Source organism: Paenarthrobacter nitroguajacolicus (genome assembly GCF_007786235.1).
Taxonomy (GTDB): Bacteria; Actinomycetota; Actinomycetes; order Actinomycetales; family Micrococcaceae; genus Arthrobacter; species Arthrobacter nitroguajacolicus_A.
In genome coordinates this window covers 219,382-241,309 of sequence record NZ_VNFK01000003.1, presented here as the reverse complement: position 1 = coordinate 241,309, position 21,928 = coordinate 219,382, and the positions used below count along the sequence as shown (strand labels likewise).

16 protein-coding genes and 1 tRNA gene are annotated in these 21,928 nt (G+C 62.4%); 13 read left to right on the top strand and 4 right to left on the bottom strand.

The genetic code is table 11. The features are described from left to right. Position 1: 1 nt before the first annotated feature. Complete coding sequence (locus tag FQP90_RS05090) at positions 2–1,561, bottom strand: PspC domain-containing protein (RefSeq protein ID WP_208759944.1); 1,560 nt, start codon at positions 1,559–1,561, stop codon at positions 2–4. 125 nt (positions 1,562–1,686) lie between these two features. On the opposite strand from FQP90_RS05090, the gene FQP90_RS05085 reads away from it, so the two are divergent. Together FQP90_RS05085 and FQP90_RS05080 are read left to right on the top strand one after the other, a co-directional pair. Continuing rightward, positions 1,687–3,216, top strand: coding sequence for an ATP-binding protein (locus FQP90_RS05085; RefSeq protein ID WP_144648607.1), 1,530 nt, complete (start codon positions 1,687–1,689; stop codon positions 3,214–3,216). After that, the gene (locus FQP90_RS05080; protein WP_144648606.1) at positions 3,213–3,887 is read left to right on the top strand and encodes a LuxR C-terminal-related transcriptional regulator; all 675 of its coding nucleotides are present in this window, start codon (positions 3,213–3,215) and stop codon (positions 3,885–3,887) included. Before FQP90_RS05085 ends, FQP90_RS05080 begins: the two co-directional genes overlap by 4 nt. Before the next feature lie 111 nt (positions 3,888–3,998). Here FQP90_RS05080 and FQP90_RS05075 read toward each other — a convergent pair whose 3' ends face one another. Continuing rightward, a complete protein-coding gene (locus FQP90_RS05075) occupies positions 3,999–5,228 on the bottom strand; it encodes a pyridoxal phosphate-dependent aminotransferase (protein WP_144648605.1) in 1,230 nt (409 codons plus the stop codon). A 255-nt stretch (positions 5,229–5,483) separates the two neighbouring features. Here FQP90_RS05075 and FQP90_RS05070 point away from each other — a divergent pair. The 9 genes from FQP90_RS05070 (at position 5,484) to rplL (ending at position 12,005) form a co-directional block, all read left to right on the top strand. Beyond that, positions 5,484–5,556 (top strand) — tRNA-Trp (locus FQP90_RS05070). 80 nt (positions 5,557–5,636) lie between these two features. Further along, positions 5,637–5,918 (top strand): preprotein translocase subunit SecE, encoded by a 282-nt coding sequence (secE, locus tag FQP90_RS05065; RefSeq protein WP_144648604.1) that lies wholly within the window; start codon positions 5,637–5,639, stop codon positions 5,916–5,918. Positions 5,919–6,031: 113 nt separating this feature from the next. After that, a complete protein-coding gene (gene nusG / locus FQP90_RS05060; RefSeq protein ID WP_144648603.1) occupies positions 6,032–6,883 on the top strand; it encodes a transcription termination/antitermination protein NusG in 852 nt (283 codons plus the stop codon). 129 nt (positions 6,884–7,012) lie between these two features. Continuing rightward, on the top strand, positions 7,013–7,444 hold the full coding sequence (rplK, locus tag FQP90_RS05055) for a 50S ribosomal protein L11 (RefSeq protein ID WP_011775609.1): 432 nt from the start codon (positions 7,013–7,015) through the stop codon (positions 7,442–7,444). A gap of 143 nt (positions 7,445–7,587) precedes the next feature. After that, positions 7,588–8,295: a 50S ribosomal protein L1 gene (gene rplA / locus FQP90_RS05050; RefSeq protein ID WP_026539797.1), complete on the top strand. Its 708-nt coding sequence runs from the start codon at positions 7,588–7,590 to the stop codon at positions 8,293–8,295. A 107-nt stretch (positions 8,296–8,402) separates the two neighbouring features. Further along, entirely contained in the window at positions 8,403–9,509 is a 1,107-nt protein-coding gene (locus FQP90_RS05045; RefSeq protein ID WP_144648602.1) for a GNAT family N-acetyltransferase, read from the top strand. Further along, a complete protein-coding gene (locus FQP90_RS05040; RefSeq protein ID WP_144648601.1) occupies positions 9,488–10,657 on the top strand; it encodes a GNAT family N-acetyltransferase in 1,170 nt (389 codons plus the stop codon). Before FQP90_RS05045 ends, FQP90_RS05040 begins: the two co-directional genes overlap by 22 nt. Positions 10,658–10,957: 300 nt before the next feature. After that, on the top strand, positions 10,958–11,551 hold the full coding sequence (gene rplJ, locus FQP90_RS05035; RefSeq protein ID WP_144648600.1) for a 50S ribosomal protein L10: 594 nt from the start codon (positions 10,958–10,960) through the stop codon (positions 11,549–11,551). Positions 11,552–11,627: 76 nt separating this feature from the next. After that, positions 11,628–12,005, top strand: a complete 378-nt coding sequence (gene rplL / locus FQP90_RS05030; RefSeq protein ID WP_090817745.1) for a 50S ribosomal protein L7/L12 — start codon at positions 11,628–11,630, stop codon at positions 12,003–12,005. 105 nt (positions 12,006–12,110) lie between these two features. Here the strand turns inward: rplL and FQP90_RS05025 are convergent, their stop codons facing one another. Next, positions 12,111–12,605, bottom strand: a complete 495-nt coding sequence (locus tag FQP90_RS05025; RefSeq protein WP_144648599.1) for an aminoacyl-tRNA deacylase — start codon at positions 12,603–12,605, stop codon at positions 12,111–12,113. After that, positions 12,605–13,804, bottom strand: a complete 1,200-nt coding sequence (locus FQP90_RS05020) for an acetyl-CoA C-acetyltransferase (protein WP_144648598.1) — start codon at positions 13,802–13,804, stop codon at positions 12,605–12,607. The genes FQP90_RS05025 and FQP90_RS05020 overlap by 1 nt, the downstream gene beginning before the upstream one ends. Before the next feature lie 440 nt (positions 13,805–14,244). On the opposite strand from FQP90_RS05020, the gene rpoB reads away from it, so the two are divergent. Further along, positions 14,245–17,751: a DNA-directed RNA polymerase subunit beta gene (gene rpoB / locus FQP90_RS05015; RefSeq protein WP_144648597.1), complete on the top strand. Its 3,507-nt coding sequence runs from the start codon at positions 14,245–14,247 to the stop codon at positions 17,749–17,751. Positions 17,752–17,856: 105 nt separating this feature from the next. Continuing rightward, complete coding sequence (locus FQP90_RS05010; RefSeq protein ID WP_144648596.1) at positions 17,857–21,756, top strand: DNA-directed RNA polymerase subunit beta'; 3,900 nt, start codon at positions 17,857–17,859, stop codon at positions 21,754–21,756. The last annotated feature ends 172 nt before the right edge of the window (positions 21,757–21,928 follow it).

The window sequence follows — 21,928 nt, the reverse complement described above, 5'->3', positions numbered from 1 at the left end:
GTCAGTTTCCTTCCTGGATGGTCACGTTGCTGAACGTGCCGTCGATTTCCACCACGAGGTTTGCGCCGGGTTTTTCGGTGTTGTAAAGGGTCCTGTCATCCTGCAGCCGGCCACCCCGGTCCGTGCCACGTTCGTTGAGGTTGCCGAAGGTCATGTCGGCCCGGACCTCAACGGGGACATCGTCGGGGATGATGACCGTGACGTTGCTTGCCGTGGCATCCACGGGAATCAGGACTTCGGAAATCAAGGGAGGCGTCATTGTGATCTCGCTGAGGTCCACAAGGCCCTTGGCTCCAGTGACATCAATTCCCTGCCGCGCCTGCTCCAGGCTTGTAGGTGCCCAATTGACGTCGTCGAACGTCCAACGGTCGCCGTTCCTTGGAACCACGTTGAAGATTCCGCCGATGATCAAGGCAACCACTGCGAGGAAGCCCAGGAACCCTGACGTCCGCCCCCGAAGCCCCGCCACAAGAATGCCCAAGCCGAGAACTGCGGCACCTGTAGCCCAGACCACGGCGTTGCCCGTGTTGCCCAGCTCAATGACGTTGCCGGCGTCGAGGGCTTTCAATGTACCGCCGGCCAGCAATGCTGCGCCTGCAGAGACGGCCACGATCGCGGCGCCCGGCCCCTTGCGCTTGGGTGCAGCCGGCTTAGGCTGCCATCCATGCGGGGGAGTGGGGCCGTACGGTGGCCGCGGACCCGAAGGCACGGAGGGGCCGGAAGGATTGTGGGGGACCGACGGCGGAACCGGGCCGGAGCTGTATCCGCCGGAAGGATTGGGCCGTCCCTGGTGCTTGGTGCCGGGGGCGGATGCGCCGTACACGGGCACGCCGGTGTTGGTTCCGGTAGTTGCCGTGCTTCCGTAGGTGGTCGGGGTCCCGTAGGCATGAGTGCTGCCTGGTGCGGCTGCGTAGTTCTGCGGGCCCATGGGTGGAGTTCCCTTCGAAGCTTTGTTGCGTTGAACCAGGAAGTAGATCAGGTAGAAGACGCCACCCATCCAGAAGAGTGTCCAGAAGAGTCCTGGCAGTCCGTCCCAGCCCCAGCCCCAGAATCCGCGGCCCAGGCTCGGCAGTCCGATGATGGAGGTGATCAACGCCCCGGTCATGCCTCCGGACCATCGGCCGGCTGCAGCCTCTTGAACGTGGATGCGGCCGTCCGGCTCGGGCAGGAGCGCCCATGCCACGCCGTACAGCAGAACGCCCACGCCGGCAAAGAGTGCCAGGACGATGAAGATGCCTCGGACGATCAGCGGATCGATACCGAAGCGGTGGGCCACGCCACTTGCCACGCCGCCGATCCAGCGGTCCGGTCCGCGGCGGATCCCTTGGCTGCGGATCCAGTCGAAGAAGTTCTGCTGGGAGGATGCGGGGTCGGCGCCAGCGGGTGTGTAGGTACCTGTGGCAGGGCCAGAGCCGGCGGAAGCGCCGGCGGCGGGTTCTTCCGGGGTCCCGGAAGCGGAACCGGCGGCGCCGGTGGAAGCGCCACTGGTGGCGCTGGAGCCGGATGTGCCGGCGTTGCCTGGCGTTCCGGGTTCCTCTGGGTTCATGCTGTTCGCGTTCATACTTCGATCCTGCCGTTCGGCCTACCCTCCCCTCTACTGGGGGATACCCTGAATGATCCCTGAGAGACCCCCCAACAACCCGGGATTCCGGTCCGGGGCACCCTGATCCGTGCTTGGATTGGTACATGACAACCGCTGTACAACGCCCCACGCTGGTCCGCAGCAGCGACCGCATGATCGCAGGCGTCTGCAGCGGACTCGCCGATCATTTGGGATGGCCCGTCAAGCTCGTCAGGCTGGGCATGATCCTGGCCTGTTTCGCAGGCGGAGCAGGCGTGGCCTTCTATGCGTGGTTGTGGACCATGGTTCCCACCGCGGACGAGAACGCCAAGCGCAATGCCCGCCGCCCGGCGTCGCCCATTGCTCCTGCCGTGAGCCTGCCGCCCGTCCCGGCGGACAGCGTAGGGATCACAACCGCGCCGAAAACGTACGACGCCGGACCCGTACCGGCGGCGTTCGGCGGACCGTCGGCGGCTGGTGGTCCGGGGGGTAGCTCAGCGACCGGCGGAACCACCGGCCCAGCCGGCGCCCGTCCCGCATCCGGCATCAACGCTTCTGGGGATTGGTGGGGCGGCAGCGCGCTGGCCTCCTGGTTCTCGTTCCGCAAGATCCAATACGGCAAGGAAATCCTGCTTGGCGCGGCACTGCTGTTGGTGGCTGCCATCCTGATCGCCCGCCAGTTCGGCGTGGACGTTCCTTTGGGCACACTGATTCCGGCGGCAGCAATCCTGGGCGGTGCTGCGATTGCGTGGATGCAGCTGGACGAAACCCGCAGGGCCGGACTGGTGGACAAGACGAAGGCCGACCAAGCAGGTGGATGGGTCCGCCTCGCAGCCGGCCTGGCCCTGGTGGTTGCCGGTGTCCTGGTGATGGTGTCCGGTTCGGGGTCTTGGGAGCAGACCTGGCTGGCGCTCCTGGCATCGGTTGCCGTCCTTGGCGGCGTCGCCTTGGTATTGCTGCCTTGGGGGCTGAAGTTCTGGAAGGACCTGGAATCCGAACGGGCAGGCCGCGTCCGTGAGACGGAGCGCGCCGAAATCGCCGCGCATCTGCACGACTCCGTGCTCCAGACCCTGGCTCTCATCCAGCGGAGGGCGGGATCCGAACAGGACGTGGTCAGGCTGGCCAGGGCGCAGGAACGCGAACTCCGGGCATGGCTCTTCAGCGATGCCGCCAAGGAAGCCGGGCGCTTGGCCGAGCGGATCAAGTCGATCGCGGCTGAGGTGGAGGACTCCCACGGCCACGCGGTGGAGGTGGTCACCGTGGGCGATACCGACATGACGGACCGGCACGAGGCCCTGGTCCAAGCAGCCAGGGAAGCGATGCTCAACGCGGCCCGGCACGGCGGCGGAACGGTTTCCGTGTACTTGGAGAGCGCCGACGGCAGTGCTGAGATCTTCATCAAGGACCGCGGCCCCGGCTTCAACCTCGATGCCGTGCCCGATGACAGGCTGGGCGTTAAGGAATCGATCATTGGCCGTATGAAACGGCACGGTGGAACTGCGGTCATCAACAGCAGCAGCGACGGCACGGAAGTCCGCCTGGCCCTTCCGTCAGCAAACGCCGATGCCGGGGACCAGCGGAACAGTGAACCAGCGCGGAACAGTGAACCAGCGCGAAACAGTGAACCAATGCGGAACGGAGAAGCGAAGCGATGAACAACGCCCCTGACAACGGTGCAGGACGCACCGTGCGTGTGGTGATCGTGGATGACCACACGATTTTCCGGTCCGGCTTGAAAGCCGATCTCGATGCCCGGATGGATGTAGTGGGCGAGGCCGGAACCGTAGAGCAGGCTATTGCGGTGATCGTTGAAACCCGCCCGGAGGTGGTGCTCCTGGACGTGCACCTGCCTGGTGGCCTGGGTGGGGGAGGCCGCGAGGTCATCGCCGGTTCCGCAGCGTTGCTAGGCACCACCAGCTTCCTGGCCCTGAGCGTGTCCGACGCCGCGGAGGATGTGGTTTCCGTGATTCGTGCCGGTGCCCGCGGCTACGTCACCAAGACCATTTCCGGCAAGGAGATCTCCGACGCCGTGATGAGGGTGGCCGATGGCGACGCGGTGTTCTCGCCGCGCCTGGCCGGTTTCGTGCTCGACGCTTTTGGAACCGCTCCGGCGGACATTGCGGACGACGAACTGGACAAGCTCTCCGCACGGGAGCTGGAAGTCATGCGGCTAATCGCGCGGGGCTACAGCTACAAGGAGGTGGCCAAGGAGCTGTTCATCTCCATCAAGACGGTGGAAACGCATGTCTCCGCCGTCCTGCGGAAGCTCCAGCTCTCCAGCCGTCACGAACTCACCAAGTGGGCGGCCGAGCGACGCCTCCTCTGACGCCCTTTCACATCCCGCGGGGATTTACCCATCGCCCGCTCACATCCCGTGCCTTAAACGCAAACGCTCTTCCACCTGTCACGATGGAAGAGCGTTTGCGTAGGTTGCTTGCTACTTGGCCTTGCCCAGGAATTCCTGGATGCGGCGAACACCTTCAGCGAGGTCGTCGTCGCCGAGGGCGTAAGACAGGCGCACGTAGCCGGAGGGCCCGAACGCCTCGCCCGGAACCACGGCAACTTCGACTTCGTCAAGGATGAGCGTGGCGAGTTCTGCGGAGGTGGTGGGGCGGACGGGACCGTTGGAGGTCTCGAATTCCTTACCCAGCAATCCCCGGACGTCCGCGTACACGTAGAACGCGCCCGTCGGCGTCGGGCATTCAACGCCCTCGATGGCGTTCAGGCCGGCCACAATCGCCTTGCGGCGGCGGTCGAAGGCAACCTTCATCTCGTCGACGGCGGTCAGTGGGCCCGTGAGGGCAGCGGCGGCGGCGACCTGCATGATGTTGGAGACGTTGGAGGTCGCGTGCGACTGCAGGTTGGTGGCGGCCTTGATGACGTCGGCCGGGCCGATCATCCAGCCCACGCGCCAACCGGTCATGGCGTACGTCTTGGCCACGCCGTTGAGGATGACCACTTTGTCGCCGAGCTCAGGCGCGGCCGTGGCGATGGAGGTGAACTCAACGCCGTCATAGGTGAGGTGTTCGTAAATCTCATCGGTGACAACCCAAAGGCCCTTGGCCGCTGCCCACTTACCGATCTCCGCAACCTGTTCCGGGCTGTAGACGGCGCCCGTGGGGTTGGACGGGGAGACGAACAGCAGGATCTTGGTCTTCTCCGTCACGGCGGCTTCCAGCTGTTCAACAGTCACCAAGTAGCCCTGCTCCGGTCCAGCGAACACCTCGACGGGTACGCCGCCGGCGAGGCGGATGGCCTCCGGATACGTGGTCCAGAACGGCGTGGGGATGATGACTTCGTCACCCGGATCAACCAAGGTGGCGAACGTGTTGTACACGGCCTGCTTGCCGCCGTTGGTCACCAGGACCTGGGAAGGATCCACCGTGTAGCCGGAGTCCCGAAGGGTTTTCTCGGCGATGGCCTTCTTCAGTTCGGGAAGACCGCCGGCGGGGGAATACCGGTGGTACTTCGGTTGGCTGGCAGCTTCGATGGCCGCCTGGACGATGTAATCCGGGGTAGGGAAATCGGGTTCGCCCGCACCGAAACCAATCACGGGTCGCCCCGCGGCCTTCAGCGCCTTGGCCTTGGCGTCAACGGCAAGGGTGGCGGACTCGGCAATGGCGGAAATTCGCTGTGAAATGCGGGCGGTAGTTGTTCCGGCAGACATCTATGTACCGTTCTTCGCAGGCAGCTCGTGGGCTGGATGATGGGATTCGACGTAAACTACCTTATGCTGTTCTGCGGAGCTCCCGGGTGCCTGCCGAACTTTGTGACTGATAATGCTGGTCACAGGCTTTATTGAGGGCTGGGAGGTCCGGAAATGGGCCGGTTCGACTATCGCGAAATTCTTGCGTAGACTGGTTCACCGGTGTTGAAAAGCACCACAGGCTGAAGTGCGGCCTGAAACATGGATTTGATCCATAGGGTAGTGGCGCAATTGGTAGCGCAGCGGTCTCCAAAACCGCAGGTTGCAGGTTCGAGTCCTGTCTGCCCTGCGCAAGCTGTTCCGGTGGAAACGCCGGAGCACGCGCAGCAACCATGGCTCTGATCAGAGTCGGGTCAACGACTTTGCAAGGTGAGTGAGGACCAGGTGACCGAAACAGCTGCCAGCAGCTCCAAGGGCCGTCCCGCCAAGAAAGCCGATCGCGGCTTCTTTGCCCGTATTGCACTCTTCGTCCGCCAGGTCATTGGTGAACTGAAGAAGGTCGTTGCACCCACCCGCAAGGAACTGATCAATTACACGCTCGTGGTGCTGGTGTTCGTGGCCATCATGATGCTCATCGTCACCCTGCTGGACCTTGCCTTCGGCACGGGAGTCAGCTGGGTCTTCGGTGGGACAGGGGCCGGGGACCGCTAAGCGGATCTGTCCGCAAACTGTGTGAACTCCTTGGTAACTCAGGGATTTTGCGGGGTTTGCGGAATTGAGCCATTTAAATAGGCATGTTAGGCAATGAGGAAGCAGGAGACCAAGTGTCTGAGCAGGAGCTCGAGGTAAACGAGACTGAGCTGGGCGGACCCGCCGAGGACTCAGCCGACGCCACGGCAATTGTCGCGGAAGAGTCCGAGGTTGATTCCGCTGCACCCGAATCTGCCGACGTCGACGCCGACGATTCCGAAGAGGACTTCGAGGCTGACGTAGACGCCGAGGAAGACTCTGACGTCGACGCTGCAGGAGAGACCGACGGCGACGAGCTGGCAGCCGCTGCTGCTGCAGCCCCCGTGGATCCCGCTGACGAATTCAAGGCCAAGCTGCGCCGCCAGGAAGGTGACTGGTACGTCATCCACTCCTACGCCGGTTACGAGAACCGCGTGAAGGCCAACCTTGAGACCCGCATCCAGACCTTGGACATGGAAGATTACATCTTCGAGATCCAGGTCCCCATGGAAGAGGTCGTCGAGATCAAGAATGCGCAGCGCAAGGTCATCAACCGCGTTCGCATCCCCGGCTACGTCCTGGTCCGCATGGACCTGACGGACGCCTCCTGGGGCGCCGTCCGTCACACCCCGGGTGTCACCGGCTTTGTGGGCAACGCCCACAACCCCGTCCCGCTGCGCCTTGACGAGGTCTTCTCCATGCTGGCCCCGGTCTTCGAAGAAGAGCAGGCTGAGCAGGGCAAGCCGGTCAACAAGCAGAACCAGGCTCCCGTGGCCATCGACTTCGAGGTCGGCGAGTCGGTCATCGTCAAGGAAGGTCCGTTCGAGACCCTGCCTGCAACGATCTCCGAGATCAAGCCCGAGTCCCAGACTCTCGTGGTGCTGGTCTCGATCTTCGAGCGCGAAACTCCGGTGACGCTCGCATTCAACCAGGTCACCAAGATCTAGCTGATTCCAATTTTCGCTCCAGTCCTGCCTGCTTAGCAGTTCGGGAGCGGCCGGCCGCCTCGCCATGGCGGCCACCAACCTGGGACGCGCTCCTGTGTCCCAGGAAGCTATTGAGAGAAGGACCCTACATTGGCTCCCAAGAAGAAGGTCACCGGCCTCATCAAGCTGCAGATCCAGGCAGGTGCCGCTAACCCGGCTCCGCCGATCGGTCCTGCACTTGGCCAGCACGGTGTCAACATCATGGAATTCTGCAAGGCGTACAACGCTGCAACGGAATCCCAGCGCGGAAACGTTATCCCGGTTGAAATCACGGTTTACGAAGACCGTTCCTTCACCTTCATCACCAAGACCCCGCCGGCTGCAGAGCTCATCAAGAAGGCTGCAGGCGTTGCCAAGGGTTCGGCTACCCCGCACACCGTCAAGGTTGCCAAGCTGACCCAGGCGCAGGTTGAGGAAATTGCTTCCACCAAGATGGAAGACCTCAACGCCAACGACATCAAGGCAGCTGCCTTGATCATCGCAGGCACCGCCCGCTCCATGGGCATCACCGTAGAGGGCTAATACCCTCCAAGGCTTTTTGAGCCTTACCGCCGGGCAACCGGCATCTGAAACATTGAAATGTCGCAGGATCCTTGCCGGATCCACGACTGTGGCAGGGCCCAGCGCGGTCCGCAGACCACAACTGCACAAGGAGAAACAGCAGCATGGCAAAGCGCAGCAAAGCATATGAGGCAGCCGTAGCCAAGATCGAGGCAGACAAGGTCTACGCCCCGATCGAGGCCATCAACCTCGCGAAGGACACCAATCCTTCCAAGTTCGACGCAACCGTTGAGGTCGCATTCCGCCTGGGCGTTGACCCGCGTAAGGCTGACCAGATGGTTCGTGGCACCGTCAACCTGCCGCACGGCACCGGTAAGACCGCCCGCGTCCTCGTTTTCGCAACCGGTGACAAGGCTGAAGCAGCAATCGCTGCCGGCGCCGACTTCGTTGGTTCCGATGACCTGATCGAAAAGATCGCAGCCGGCTGGACCGACTTCGACGCCGCAGTGGCAACCCCTGACCTCATGGGCAAGGTTGGCCGCCTCGGTAAGGTTCTCGGCCCGCGTAACCTGATGCCGAACCCGAAGACCGGTACGGTTACCCCGGATGTCACCAAGGCTGTCAACGACATCAAGGGTGGCAAGATCGACTTCCGCGTCGACAAGCACTCCAACCTGCACTTCATCATCGGCAAGGTGTCCTTCGACGCCAACAAGCTGGCTGAGAACTATGCAGCAGCACTGGAAGAGGTGCTTCGTTTGAAGCCGTCCGCTTCCAAGGGCCGCTACATCCAGAAGGCTACCGTTGCCACCACGTTCGGTCCGGGCATCACCGTTGACCCGAACGTCACCAAGGTTCTCACCGACGCGTAAGTTTCGGGAGCACTTGCTCTGATGAAGGACCGTCCGGCATTGCCGGGCGGTCCTTTTTTCTTGCCTTGCCCTGTTCACCGGCAGTGGTGCGCCGTAGGCTGTGGTGCGTGTCGTCGTCGAACTCTTCCGCAATCGCCCGGTTGTCCGTCGAGCGGATCCCGGTTCCCGAGGGCCTCGATGCAAGCGCGCCCGACTTCCGTGCCTTCCATGAACTGGATGTTGCCCACCACATGGAACTCTGGGGAAACCTGGACCGCTGCGCCACCCTGACCGAGGCCGTCCTTTTCTGGCGGGGCGACGAGTACGAGGAGCGGCAGGTCTTCCTGGCCCGACTCGACGGCGCGGTGGTGGGCAGCGGCACGCTGACGCTTCCACTCAGTGAAAACACGACGACGGCGGGCGTGGACGTTCTGGTTGGCGCGGCTTTCCGCCGGCGCGGGTTTGGGTCGAAGATCCTCGGAGTACTCGAGCAACTGGCACGCGATCGGGAGCGCGTGTCCTTTGACGCTTACTGCGGGGAGCCAATCGCGCCGATCGAGTCCGGTGTGGAACTGCTGGAGGCCAAGTCTGGAACGGGCGGAGTTCCGTTGAATTCAGCCTCCACACGCTTCGCCGTCCATCACGGTTATTCGTTGGAGCAGGTGGAAACCAACAGCACGCTGGCCTTGCCGGTCCAGGAAGCTCGATTGCAGCAACTTGAAGCGCAAGCACTGAAGAGCGCCGATGGCTATTCCGTCCTTGCGTGGCGGGACCGTTGCCCCGACGAGCTGGTGGACGTCTTCGCGCGACTCAAGAGCCTCATGAGCACGGAGGTGCCCATTGCAGGTTTGGGTTGGGAGGGCGAAGTATGGGACGCCGCCCGGGTTCACCAGGAGGAATCCACCTGGCTGGCGAGCGGGCTGGAGTCCGTAGTGTCGGTTGCCCGCCATGAGGCCAGCGGCGAACTGGCGGCATATACGGTCCTGACCCACCGTGGAGCTTCGCCCGCGGTGATCTACCAGGAGGACACGCTGGTGGCGCCCGGGCACCGCGGTCATCGCCTGGGCATGGTGGTGAAGATAGCAAACCTGCGGCGCGCGAAGGAGCTGTGGCCGGGCGCCACGGTGGTGATGACATGGAACGCCACTGAAAACCGGCATATGCTGGCCATTAATATCGCCCTTGGATTCAAGCCTTCCGGCTTTGAAGGCGAATGGCAGAAACGGCTGGAATGACTGTAGACGAGGCGAAAACCGTTCAAGTTGAACAGCTGTGGGTGCCTGACACTCTGGACAGCCCCGATGCCGCTGACTTCCTGGCCGCCGTGGAAGTAGGGCGCAAGGTCCGTATGGAGACGTGGGGGAGCGACGACCTCGCGTACACCCCCCTGGAAAAACTGCTTGAATTTTCCGATACCTACGAGCGCCAGATCATCTTGGTGGCAAAGGTTGACGGCGTCATTGTGGGCACCGTGGACGTTGCCTTGCCCTTGGCAGACAACCAGGACCTGGCCGAATTCACTTTGGACATCCTTCCTGAGTTCCAAGGCCAGGGCGTCGGGCGGCAACTTCTGGAAGCGGCTGAGGAATTGGCCAGGGCGGAAGGCCGCACCATGGCCCTGGTGGACACGAACCATCCGGCGACCTCGCTCACCGAGATACCCGAGGATCAGCTGATCCCCGGAAGCGGCGCGGGCTTTGTTCCCGTCAGCAGCAGGGAAGTGGATTTCGCCAAGCGCGCCGGCTATACCCTCCAGCACATCGAGCAGTTCAGCTCCTGCGCATTGCCACTGGATTCCAAACTCGTGGGTGAGCTGCAGTTGGAGGCCGAGGAGGCCAACGGAGGGCGATATGTCCTTCATCACTGGACGGACCGTTGCCCGGAGCACTGGCTGGACGCTGTGGCCGCGCTGGAGAACGCTGCTGGCGAGGTGGTCCGTGATGAAAGCGAAGATGATGCTCCTGAGGTAGAGGCGAGCGGAATGGTCTTCGATCCAACCGTCCTTCGTGAAACTGAGGACGCTGCAATGGCGCAGGGACGGCGCACGGTAGTGACCGCCGTCGAACATGCTGAAAGCGGGCGGATCGTAGGCCTGACTACCATCAGCGTCCTGGCGCACCGCCAGGACGTGGTTTTCCAGGACGATACCCTGGTTCTCCAGGAGCATCGTGGTAACAAGCTCGGGCTGCTGATCAAAGTGGCCAACATGGAGCGGCTCAGCGAGCAGTTCCCCGACGCCCGTGTGATTTACACCTGGAACGCGCCGGAAAACCGCTACCTTCTGACGGTCAACAAGCAACTCGGATTCACGACCGCGGGCGTCACCGGACTCTGGCAAAAGGAACTTCCCGGCAGGGACAAGGGCACTACGTCCTCGGACTAGCGCGCCGTCGATTTGGTTTGCCGAACACTGTCCCGTAACCTTGAAGTACCAAAGACCGTCGGTTGATGGGAATCCACTCTTTCGAGCGCAGCTCAATTCTGCAGCCACGCCCCTGAGGCCCAAGTGAATTCCTTGACGAAGGACCCTGAACATAGGGCGGCCGGCGCAGGTGAACGAAGCTAGTCTCCACGGATCAAACTGTGTTGAGCCAAGCCCCGTGCATCTGCGCGGGGCGTTTTTAGTTTTAGCTCTCGTGAGCGGGGACCCGGAAGACCGGCTTTATTCCCCGGAAGGAGGGTTATGACAACGCCTAGCAAGATCTCCGCAGTTGCAGAGATCACGAACGATTTCAAGGAATCGAACGCGGCTGTCCTGACCGAATACCGCGGGCTCACTGTTGCACAGCTCAAGGAACTGCGTGTTGCGCTCGGCCAGGACACCAAGTTCTCGGTCGTCAAGAACACCCTGAGCGCAATTGCAGCCAAGGAAGCTGGTGTTGAAGCATTCAACGATCAGCTTGCCGGCCCCACTGCAATCGCCTTCATCAAGGGTGACGCTGTTGCTGCTGCCAAGAGCCTGACGGACTTTGCCAAGGCCAACAAGCAGCTGGTTATCAAGACCGGCGTCTTCGAAGGCAAGGCATTGGACGCAGCAGGAGTTGCCGCACTGGCAGCCCTCGAGTCCCGCGAGCTGCAGCTTGCACGTGTTGCTGGTGTCCTCAAGGCTCCCGCATCCGCTGCTGCCCGTATCATCGACGCCCTGCGCCTCAAGCTTGAAGAAGAGGGCGGCGCACCTGCACCGGCCGCTGAAGAAGCCCCGGCCGCTGAAGAGGCTGCTGCTGAAGAGGTTGCGGCTCCGGCCGAAGCCGCTGAAGCTGCAACCGAAGAGAACTAAGTTCTCCCCTCAATCAAACTCTGGTGCATGGACCGGCATGATCCGGATCTGCACCAACTAATGGAAGGACGCCACCATGGCGAAGCTCAGCAACGAAGAGCTCATTGAAGCTTTCAAGGAACTGACCATCATCGAGCTCTCCGAGTTCGTCAAGCTCTTCGAAGAGACCTTCGAAGTTACGGCTGCTGCTGTTGCAGTTGCTGGCCCCGCTGCCGGCGGTGCTGCTGAAGCTGCTGAAGAGAAGACCGAATTCGACGTCGTTCTCGAAGCTGCTGGCGACAAGAAGATCGCAGTGATCAAGGAAGTTCGCGCTATCACCTCCCTCGGCCTCAAGGAAGCCAAGGACCTGGTTGACGGTGCACCGAAGGCTGTTCTCGAAGGCGCCACCAAGGAAGCCGCAGAGAAGGCAAAGGCTCAGCTCGAAGAAGCTGGCGCAACGGTTACCCTCAAGTAACTCGTCTTGCTTGTGGAAGCCCCGTCCGGTTCGCCGGGCGGGGCTTCCTGCGTTTAAGGTCCCCTACCGGGGTTCCGTCGGCTGGGTTCGATCAGTTGGGTTCGATCAGTTGGGTTCGCTGATGTCCGCTACCACTGCGCCAAGTGCGGCGGTGAGGGCGTCTGCGTCTACGAACGCGCTGCGGCCGTGTGCCCCGGCGCCCATGGAGATGCGTCGCCCCGTGATGGTGGCATCGGCGTAGACGGGCCACGGGGTGGTGCTTCCCAAGGGAGTGATGGTTCCACGTTCGTAGCCTGTGGCTGCCAGGGCGACGTCGGCGTGGGGGAGCGAGAGCTTGTTGACACCCACCAGCGCGCGCAATTTTGGCCAAGAGATCTGGCGGTCCCCGGGGATGAGCGCAAACAGGAAAGTTCCATCGCGGTGCTTGACCACCAGCGACTTCACGATGTCGGCAGGGCTAATGCCCAGGATGCCCGCGGCCTCCTCCAGGCTGCGGGCAGCAGGGCGCTCGACGACGTCAACGTCCAGTCCGCGGGCGGCCGCATCGGAAAGGAACCGTTCGGCACCATCCATGCCCGGCCCAATCGCTTCGCCGGCCATCAGTCGCGGTACAGGAGGAGTGCTTCGCCCTGGCCGCCACCGCCGCACAGCGAAACGGCGGCTTTGCCCGTTCCCCGACGCTTGAGTTCATGGGCGGCGTGCAAGGCCAACCGTGCGCCGGATGCCCCGATGGGGTGCCCAAGGGCTATTGCGCCACCATGGATGTTGCACTTTTCCAACGGATATTGGAGGTCCTTGAGGGACTGGACGGCGACGGAGCCGAACGCCTCATTGATCTCGATGAAGTCCAGGTCTTCTGCGGTCCAACCGGCACGCTTCAATGCCTGTGCAATGGCGTTGGACGGCTGGGAGTGCAGCGAATTGTCCGGTCCGGCAACCTGGCCTGGCTTGCCAACGACGGCAAGGTAGTCCAGTCCGTTGTCCTCGGCGAAACGGCGACTGGTCAGCACCAGTGCGGAGGCGCCGTCGGACAGTGGGGAAGAGTTGCCTGCAGTGATGGTGCCGTCCGTGGCGAAGGCGGCCTTCAGCGGGGCCAGGGTCTCAACCGTGGTGTTGGGCCTCACGCCCTCGTCCGTGGTGAGGACCAGGGGATCGCCCTTGCGCTGCTTGACGCGGACCGGAGCGATTTCGACGTCGAAAATTCCGTCAGCGACTGCGGCAGCGGCGCGCTGGTGGGAGGCAGCCGCAACTTCGTCCTGGGCTTTGCGGTCGATGCCGAGCGTCACGTTCTTGGTTTCCGTGGAGAGGCCCATGGACTGGCCATCGAACGCGTCCGTCAGGCCGTCGTGCGCGGCGACGTCCAGCGCCTGGATGGCGCCGTACGTCCAGCCCTGCCGGGATCCCGGGAGGAGGTGTGGCGCGCGGGTCATGGATTCCTGGCCACCGGCGACAACCACCGTTGCGTCGCCGCTGCGGATCAAGCGTGCGGCATCGATCACGGCGGTCAGGCCGGACAAGCACACTTTATTGATGGTGACAGCCGGGATGTTCCAGCCGACTCCCGCAGCGATGGCACTCTGGCGGGCGGGGTTCTGGCCGGCCCCTGCTTGGAGCACTTGGCCCATGATCACGGCGTCCACCTGCTCAGCCTTGACGCCGCTGGCTGCCAGGGCGGAGCTAATGGCATGTGCGCCAAGGTCGACGGCGGTGAAGCTCGCCAGTTGTCCGTTGAGCCGACCCTGTGGGGTGCGGGAAGCGGCAAGGATGACAACGTCATTGTCGTCAGCGGAGTTGGTCATGGTCTCTCTTCCGATCCGGGAGTGGTGTAGCAAGGCTATCGCGGGGCGTACGCCAGCCTATCCATTCAACGGTTATGGCCGTCGCCGCATTCCGGTGGGCTGTTCCGGCGGGCAGTTCCACGGTCGCCCTCCACCTGGAGACCCTGCTTAGGTGCCTGCAGCAACGGTGCTTGCAATCACGGACGATCTGGGGTAGACAGGAAGGCTGCTTTGCCGTATCGTAGATATTTGCGTCTTCCCTGTTAACCTTCAGCCTTCATATAGCGGTGGGCTTTACCTCTCAGCTGCGTCATTGACGTGCCGTTCCGAAACGTGCACGGCCATGAGCAGGCTGGGTCCGGGTCATATAGCGGAACCGGAATAAGTATGCTGCGGAGCACTCTGCAGGATGCAAACGGGGGAGATCTGAAAACGCCTGAAGGTCTGTGGAAGGATCCCTCTTGGTCGCCTCGAGCACCTCTAATAACGAAACCGCTAACACGGCAAGCACCGATGGTGCCACCCGCCGCCTCTCATTCGCAAAGATTCACGAACCCCTTGATGTTCCGAATCTTCTCGCCCTGCAGACGGACAGCTTTGACTGGCTCGTCGGAAACGAACGCTGGCAGGCGCGGGTAGCGAAGGCTGTCGAGGAGGGCGACCTGAGCGTCGCCACCACCTCCGGACTTGCCGACATCTTCGAAGAGATCTCCCCAATCGAGGACTTCCAGGGCACCATGTCCCTGAGCTTCTCCGAGCCGGAGTTCGCTGATCCGAAGTACACCATGGCCGAATGTAAAGACCGTGACGCCACCTACTCGGCACCGCTGTATGTCAAGGCCGAGTTCATGAACAACAACACGGGCGAAATCAAGCAGCAGACCGTGTTCATGGGCGACTTCCCCCTCATGACTGAAAAGGGAACGTTCGTCGTCAACGGCACCGAGCGTGTCGTTGTCTCCCAGCTGGTCCGCTCGCCGGGCGCCTACTTTGAGCGCACCGCTGACAAGACCAGTGACAAGGACATCTTCACTGCGAAGATCATCCCGTCCCGTGGAGCATGGTTCGAACTCGAAATCGACAAGCGCGACCAGGTCGGCGTACGCCTCGACCGCAAGCGCAAGCAGTCGGTCACCGTTCTGCTGAAGGCCCTCGGCTGGACCGAAGGCCAGATCCTGGAAGAGTTCGGCCAGTACGACTCCATGCGCGCAACGCTGGAGAAGGACGCTACCGAAACCCGCGAAGACGCGCTTCTGGACATCTACCGCAAGCTGCGTCCGGGCGAGCCGCCCACAGTCGAGGCTGCCCAGTCACTGCTGGACAACCTGTACTTCAACGCCAAGCGCTACGATCTTGCCAAGGTTGGCCGTTACAAGATCAACCGCAAGCTCGGCATCGACCGCTCCCTTGGCGACAAGGAAGCGTCGGTCCTGCACGTTGAAGACATCGTTGCCATGATCAAGTTCCTCGTTGCGCTCCACGCCGGCGAGAAGACCCTCATGGGCAAGCGCGACGGCGAAGACCACGAGCTCCGCGTCGACATCGATGACATCGACCACTTCGGCAACCGTCGCATCCGCGCCGTTGGCGAACTGATCGAGAACCAGGTCCGCACCGGCCTTTCCCGCATGGAGCGCGTCGTCCGCGAACGCATGACCACGCAGGACGTCGAGGCCATCACGCCGCAGACGCTGATCAACATCCGTCCCGTTGTTGCAGCCATCAAGGAGTTCTTCGGGACCTCCCAGCTGTCGCAGTTCATGGACCAGAACAACCCGCTTTCGGGTCTGACCCACAAGCGCCGCCTGTCGGCCCTTGGCCCGGGTGGTCTGTCCCGTGACCGCGCAGGCATGGAAGTTCGAGACGTTCACCCGTCCCACTACGGACGTATGTGCCCCATCGAAACTCCCGAAGGCCCGAACATTGGTCTGATCGGTTCGTTGGCTTCCTACGGCCGCATCAACCCGTTCGGCTTCATTGAGACGCCGTACCGCCTGGTTTCCGAGGGCGTCGTTTCCGATGAGGTTCAGTACCTCACGGCAGACGACGAAGCAGAGGTCCTGATCGCACAGGCCAACGCTCCGCTGGACGCTGACAAGAAGTTCTCCGAAGAGACTGTCCTTGTCCGTGCCCGTGGTGGTGGAGGCGAGCCCGTTCTGGTTCCCGCTGCAGACGTTCAGTTCATGGACGTTTCCCCGCGCCAGATGGTGTCTGTGGCAACTGCCCTGATTCCGTTCCTCGAGCACGACGATGCCAACCGTGCACTCATGGGTGCCAACATGCAGCGCCAGGCCGTGCCGCTGGTCCGTTCCGAGGCTCCCTTCGTGGGCACCGGCATGGAGCGCGCAGCAGCAGTCGACGCCGGTGACGTTGTCATCGCGAAGAAGGCAGGTGTGGTCACCGAGGTTTCCGCCGAGCTCGTTGTGATGATCAACGACGACGGTACGGAGACCAACTACCGCATCAACAAGTTTGCCCGCTCCAACCAGGGCAACTGCTACAACCACCGTGTCCTGGTCAACGAAGGCCAGCGCCTGGAAGTTGGCGGCATCATCGCCGACGGTCCCGCAACGGACCAGGGTGAACTCGCCCTCGGTAAGAACCTGCTCGTGGCATTCATGTCATGGGAGGGCCACAACTTCGAGGATGCCATCATCCTGTCCCAGCGCATTGTGGCTGAGGACGTCCTTTCCTCCATCCACATCGAGGAGCACGAAATTGATGCCCGCGACACCAAGCTTGGTGCCGAGGAAATCACGCGTGACATCCCCAACGTGTCCGAGGAAGTCCTGGCAGGTCTTGACGAGCGCGGCATCATCCACATCGGTGCCGAGGTTGAAGCCGGCGACATCCTGGTCGGTAAGGTCACCCCCAAGGGTGAAACCGAACTGACCCCGGAAGAGCGCCTTCTCCGCGCGATCTTCGGTGAGAAGTCCCGCGAAGTCCGCGATACCTCCCTGAAGGTGCCCCACGGCGAGTCCGGTACGGTCATCGGCGTGCGCGTCTTCGACCGCGACAACGACGACGAACTGCCCCCGGGCGTGAACCAGCTGGTCCGCGTCTACGTTGCAGCCAAGCGTAAGATCACCGACGGCGACAAGCTCGCCGGCCGTCACGGCAACAAGGGCGTCATCTCCAAGATCCTCCCGATCGAGGACATGCCCTTCCTTGCGGACGGTACACCGGTGGACATCGTCCTGAACCCGCTGGGTGTTCCGGGTCGAATGAACGTTGGACAGGTCCTGGAAACCCACCTCGGTTGGGTTGCCAAGACCGGTTGGAAGATCGAAGGCGAGCCGGAGTGGGTCAAGAACCTCCCGAACCTGCCCCGTGAAACCGGCCAGACCACCGTTGCCACCCCGGTGTTCGATGGCGCCCGCGAAGAAGAAATCACGGGCCTGCTCGACTCCACCAACGTGACCCGCGATGGCGATCGCCTGATCGACTCCTCCGGCAAGACGCGTCTGTTCGACGGCCGCTCCGGCGAGCCGTTCCCGGACCCGATCTCCGTCGGTTACATGTACATCCTGAAGCTCCACCACTTGGTGGACGACAAGATCCACGCCCGTTCCACCGGCCCGTACTCCATGATCACGCAGCAGCCGCTGGGTGGTAAGGCTCAGTTCGGTGGCCAGCGCTTCGGTGAAATGGAAGTGTGGGCGCTCGAAGCTTACGGTGCCGCCTACACGCTTCAGGAACTCCTCACGATCAAGTCCGATGACATCCATGGTCGTGTGAAGGTCTACGAAGCCATCGTCAAGGGCGAGAACATCCCTGAGCCTGGCGTTCCCGAGTCCTTCAAGGTCTTGATCAAGGAAATGCAGTCGTTGTGCCTGAACGTGGAAGTTCTTTCCACGGACGGAACCACGATCGAAATGCGTGACTCTGATGACGCAGTCTTCACGGCTGCGGAAGAACTGGGCATCGATCTGTCTCGTGCAGAGCCCAGTTCCGTAGAAGAGGTTTAGCAGCCGTTCCGGCGGGTGAGGGCAATGTCATTGCCCGCCGGGACAGCTCCCTCTTCCCGTAACCAAGACTTCAGAATTTAGAGAACAAGAGAGAACAGGGACCATATGTCCAGCGAATCCTCCTTCGGCCTCATGCAGATCGGCCTCGCCACCGCGGAAGACATCCGCGGATGGTCTTACGGTGAGGTCAAGAAGCCGGAAACCATCAACTACCGCACACTCAAGCCCGAGAAGGACGGCCTCTTCTGCGAGAAGATCTTCGGCCCGTCCCGCGACTGGGAATGCTACTGCGGTAAGTACAAGCGCGTCCGCTTCAAGGGCATCATTTGCGAGCGTTGTGGCGTTGAAGTCACTCGCGCCAAGGTGCGCCGTGAGCGCATGGGCCACATTGAACTGGCCGCGCCTGTAACCCACATCTGGTACTTCAAGGGCGTTCCCTCGCGCTTGGGCTACCTTTTGGACCTGGCACCGAAGGACCTTGAGAAGGTCATCTACTTCGCCGCCTACATGATCACGAGCGTTGACACGGAAAGCCGTCACGCCGAATTGCCGAACCTCCAGGTCGAGCACGACCTCGAGAAGAAGCAGATGGTGGACAACCGCGACAGCGACATCGCCACGATCGCCCGCGACCTTGAAGACGAGCTTGCCCGTCTTGAGGGCGAAGGCGCCAAGGCTGCCGACAAGAAGAAGGCCCGCGACTCTGCTGACCGCCAGATGGCGAACGTCCGCAAGCGTGCCGACGCCGACATCGAGCGCCTCGAGCAGGTTTGGGACCGCTTCAAGAACCTCAAGGTCGCTGACCTTGAGGGTGACGAGGGCCTTTACCGCGAACTGCGCGACCGCTACGGCTTGTACTTCGAAGGCTCCATGGGTGCCGAAGCCATCAAGAAGCGTCTCGAGACCTTCGACATGCAGGCTGAAGCCGAGTCCTTGCGCGACACCATCCAGAACGGCAAGGGCCAGCGTAAGACCCGCGCCCTGAAGCGACTGAAGGTTGTCAACGCATTCCTGACCACCAACAACAGCCCGCTCGGCATGGTTCTGGACGCCGTCCCGGTGATCCCGCCGGAACTGCGCCCGATGGTCCAGTTGGACGGTGGCCGCTTCGCGACCTCCGACCTCAACGACCTCTACCGTCGTGTGATCAACCGCAACAACCGACTCAAGCGCCTGCTTGACCTCGGTGCTCCGGAGATCATCGTCAACAACGAGAAGCGCATGCTTCAGGAAGCTGTTGACAGCCTCTTCGACAACGGCCGTCGTGGCCGCCCCGTTACGGGTCCGGGCAACCGTCCGCTGAAGTCCCTGAGCGACATGCTCAAGGGCAAGCAGGGTCGCTTCCGCCAGAACCTGCTCGGTAAGCGCGTCGACTACTCCGGCCGTTCGGTCATCGTTGTCGGCCCGCAGCTGAAGCTGCACCAGTGTGGTCTGCCCAAGCAGATGGCCCTGGAGCTCTTCAAGCCGTTCGTGATGAAGCGCCTGGTTGACCTTAACCATGCCCAGAACATCAAGTCGGCAAAGCGTATGGTCGAGCGTTACCGTCCGCAGGTTTGGGACGTACTGGAAGAGATCATCACCGAACACCCGGTGCTGCTCAACCGTGCACCTACCCTGCACCGCCTCGGCATCCAGGCCTTCGAACCGCAGCTTGTGGAAGGCAAGGCAATCCAGCTTCACCCGCTGGTTTGTGGCGCCTTCAACGCTGACTTCGACGGCGACCAGATGGCAGTCCACCTGCCGCTGAGCCCGGAGGCCCAGGCCGAAGCACGCATCCTGATGCTGTCCTCGAACAACATCCTGAAGCCGTCCGATGGCCGTCCGGTGACCCTGCCTTCGCAGGATATGATCATCGGCCTGTACCACCTGACCACCAAGCGCGTCGGTTCCGCCGGCGAAGGCCGCATCTTCTCCTCGGTTTCGGAAGCGATCATGGCGTACGACGCCCGTGACCTGCACCTGAACTCCCAGGTCAAGATCCGCCTTGACGACTTCGTGCCGTACGCAGGGTGGGAAGCTCCGGAAGGTTGGGAGCCCGGTCAGCCGGCCCTCGTTGAAACCTCCCTGGGCCAGGTCATCTTCAACCAGACGCTGCCCGAGGATTACCCCTGGGTTGAGGCTGTTGCAGACAAGGGCGAACTGTCCCGGATCGTCAACGACCTCGCCGAGCGTTACCCGAAGGTTGTTACGGCGGCAACGCTGGACAACCTGAAGGATGCCGGTTTCTACTGGGCCACCCGTTCGGGTGTCACTGTGGCAATCTCCGACATCGAGGTGCCTACTTCCAAGCCCGCCATCCTGGCTGGTTACGAGAACATGGCCGCCAAGATCCAGGGCCAGTACGACAAGGGCCTGATCGACGACGACGAGCGTCGCCAGGAACTGATCGAGATCTGGAACAAGGCAACCAACGAAATCGCCCAGGCGATGCGCGACAGCCTGTCCCCGATGAACACCATCAACCGCATGGTGTCCTCCGGTGCACGTGGTAACTGGATGCAGGTCCGCCAGATCGCGGGTATCCGTGGTCTTGTGGCCAACCCGAAGGGTGAGATCATTCCTCGCCCGATCAAGTCCTCCTACCGTGAGGGCCTGTCGGTTCTGGAATACTTCATCGCCACGCACGGTGCCCGTAAGGGTCTGGCCGATACCGCTCTGCGTACCGCCAACTCGGGTTACCTGACCCGTCGTCTGGTGGACGTTTCGCAGGACGTCATCGTCCGTGAAGAGGACTGTGGCACTGAGCGCGGTCTGGTCACCCCGATCGCCGTGCCGGATTCCAACGGTGAGCTCGTCCTGGACGAGAACGTCGAGAACAGCGCCTACGCACGTACGCTGGCTGTCGACGTCGTCGATGCCCAGGGCAACGTCCTGGCTGCCGGCGGCACCGACTGCGGCGACGTCGTCATCGACCAGCTGCTGGCTGCAGGCATCACCGAGGTCAAGGTCCGCTCCGTACTCACCTGTGAGTCCAAGGTGGGCACCTGCGCCCTTTGCTACGGCCGCTCGCTGGCCACCGGCAAGACCGTGGACATCGGCGAGGCCGTGGGCATCATTGCCGCACAGTCCATCGGTGAGCCCGGTACCCAGCTGACCATGCGTACGTTCCACACCGGTGGTGCTGTTTCCGCCGGTGGTGGCGACGACATCACCCAGGGTCTGCCCCGTATCCAGGAGCTCTTCGAAGCCCGTACTCCGAAGGGTGTTGCACCGATTGCTGAAGCAGCCGGCCGCATCACCATTGAAGAGTCCGAGCGCCAGATGCGCTTGGTCATCACTCCGGACGATGGTTCCGAAGAGATTGCCTACCCGGTGCTGCGCCGTTCCCGCCTCCTCATCGAGGATGGCGAGCACGTCAGCGTCGGCCAGAAGCTGATCAACGGTCCGGTGGACCCGAAGCAGGTTCTGCGCATCATGGGCCCGCGTGCCGCTCAGAAGTTCCTTGTGGACGAGGTTCAGGGCGTTTACCGCAGCCAGGGTATTGGTATCCACGACAAGCACGTCGAGGTTATCGTCCGCCAGATGCTGCGCCGCGTGACCGTCATCGAGTCCGGCGATTCCGACTTGCTCCCCGGTGAGCTTGCAGAGCGCGCCCGCTTCGAAGACGAGAACCGCCGCGTCGTATCCGAGGGCAAGTCCCCGGCTTCGGGTCGTCCGGAACTCATGGGTATCACCAAGGCTTCCTTGGCTACCGAGTCTTGGCTGTCGGCAGCTTCCTTCCAGGAGACCACCCGCGTCCTGACGCAGGCGGCCATGGAAGGCAAGAGCGATCCTCTGCTCGGCCTCAAGGAAAACGTCATCATCGGTAAGCTCATCCCGGCTGGTACGGGTCTGCCCCGCTACACAGAGGTCACTGTGGAGCCGACGGAAGAAGCAAAGGCAAGCCTGTTCACGGGCCCCAGCGCTTTCACCGACTTCTCCTATGACGCCCTGGGCGGCGACGGCGCTCCTGAGTTCCACGCCATCCCGCTGGATGACTACGATCTCGGCAACGACTTCCGCTAGAAGCGGCAGTCGGCGTTATGACGGTCAGGCCCCGCACTTTCGAGTGCGGGGCCTGACCCGTTGACGGAACCCTGAAAGCCGACCCGGGGGAGAGCGGAGGACGACGGCGGAAGCCGGCTGCCGCCGTCGTCCTCCATACACCCGATTAAGGCGTCAGATCAAGCCGTGCTAG

Coding starts and splice junctions, on each gene's coding strand:
- rplA (WP_026539797.1), top strand. CDS start 7,588: ATGGCAAAGCGCAGCAAAGCATATGAGGCAGCCGTAGCCAAGATCGAG.
- FQP90_RS05025 (WP_144648599.1), bottom strand. CDS start 12,605: ATGGCCGGCGAAGCGATTGGGCCGGGCATGGATGGTGCCGAACGGTTC.
- rplJ (WP_144648600.1), top strand. CDS start 10,958: ATGACAACGCCTAGCAAGATCTCCGCAGTTGCAGAGATCACGAACGAT.
- FQP90_RS05080 (WP_144648606.1), top strand. CDS start 3,213: ATGAACAACGCCCCTGACAACGGTGCAGGACGCACCGTGCGTGTGGTG.
- FQP90_RS05090 (WP_208759944.1), bottom strand. CDS start 1,561: ATGAACGCGAACAGCATGAACCCAGAGGAACCCGGAACGCCAGGCAAC.
- rplL (WP_090817745.1), top strand. CDS start 11,628: ATGGCGAAGCTCAGCAACGAAGAGCTCATTGAAGCTTTCAAGGAACTG.
- FQP90_RS05085 (WP_144648607.1), top strand. CDS start 1,687: ATGACAACCGCTGTACAACGCCCCACGCTGGTCCGCAGCAGCGACCGC.
- FQP90_RS05010 (WP_144648596.1), top strand. CDS start 17,857: ATGTCCAGCGAATCCTCCTTCGGCCTCATGCAGATCGGCCTCGCCACC.
- FQP90_RS05040 (WP_144648601.1), top strand. CDS start 9,488: ATGGCAGAAACGGCTGGAATGACTGTAGACGAGGCGAAAACCGTTCAA.
- FQP90_RS05075 (WP_144648605.1), bottom strand. CDS start 5,228: ATGTCTGCCGGAACAACTACCGCCCGCATTTCACAGCGAATTTCCGCC.
- FQP90_RS05020 (WP_144648598.1), bottom strand. CDS start 13,804: ATGACCAACTCCGCTGACGACAATGACGTTGTCATCCTTGCCGCTTCC.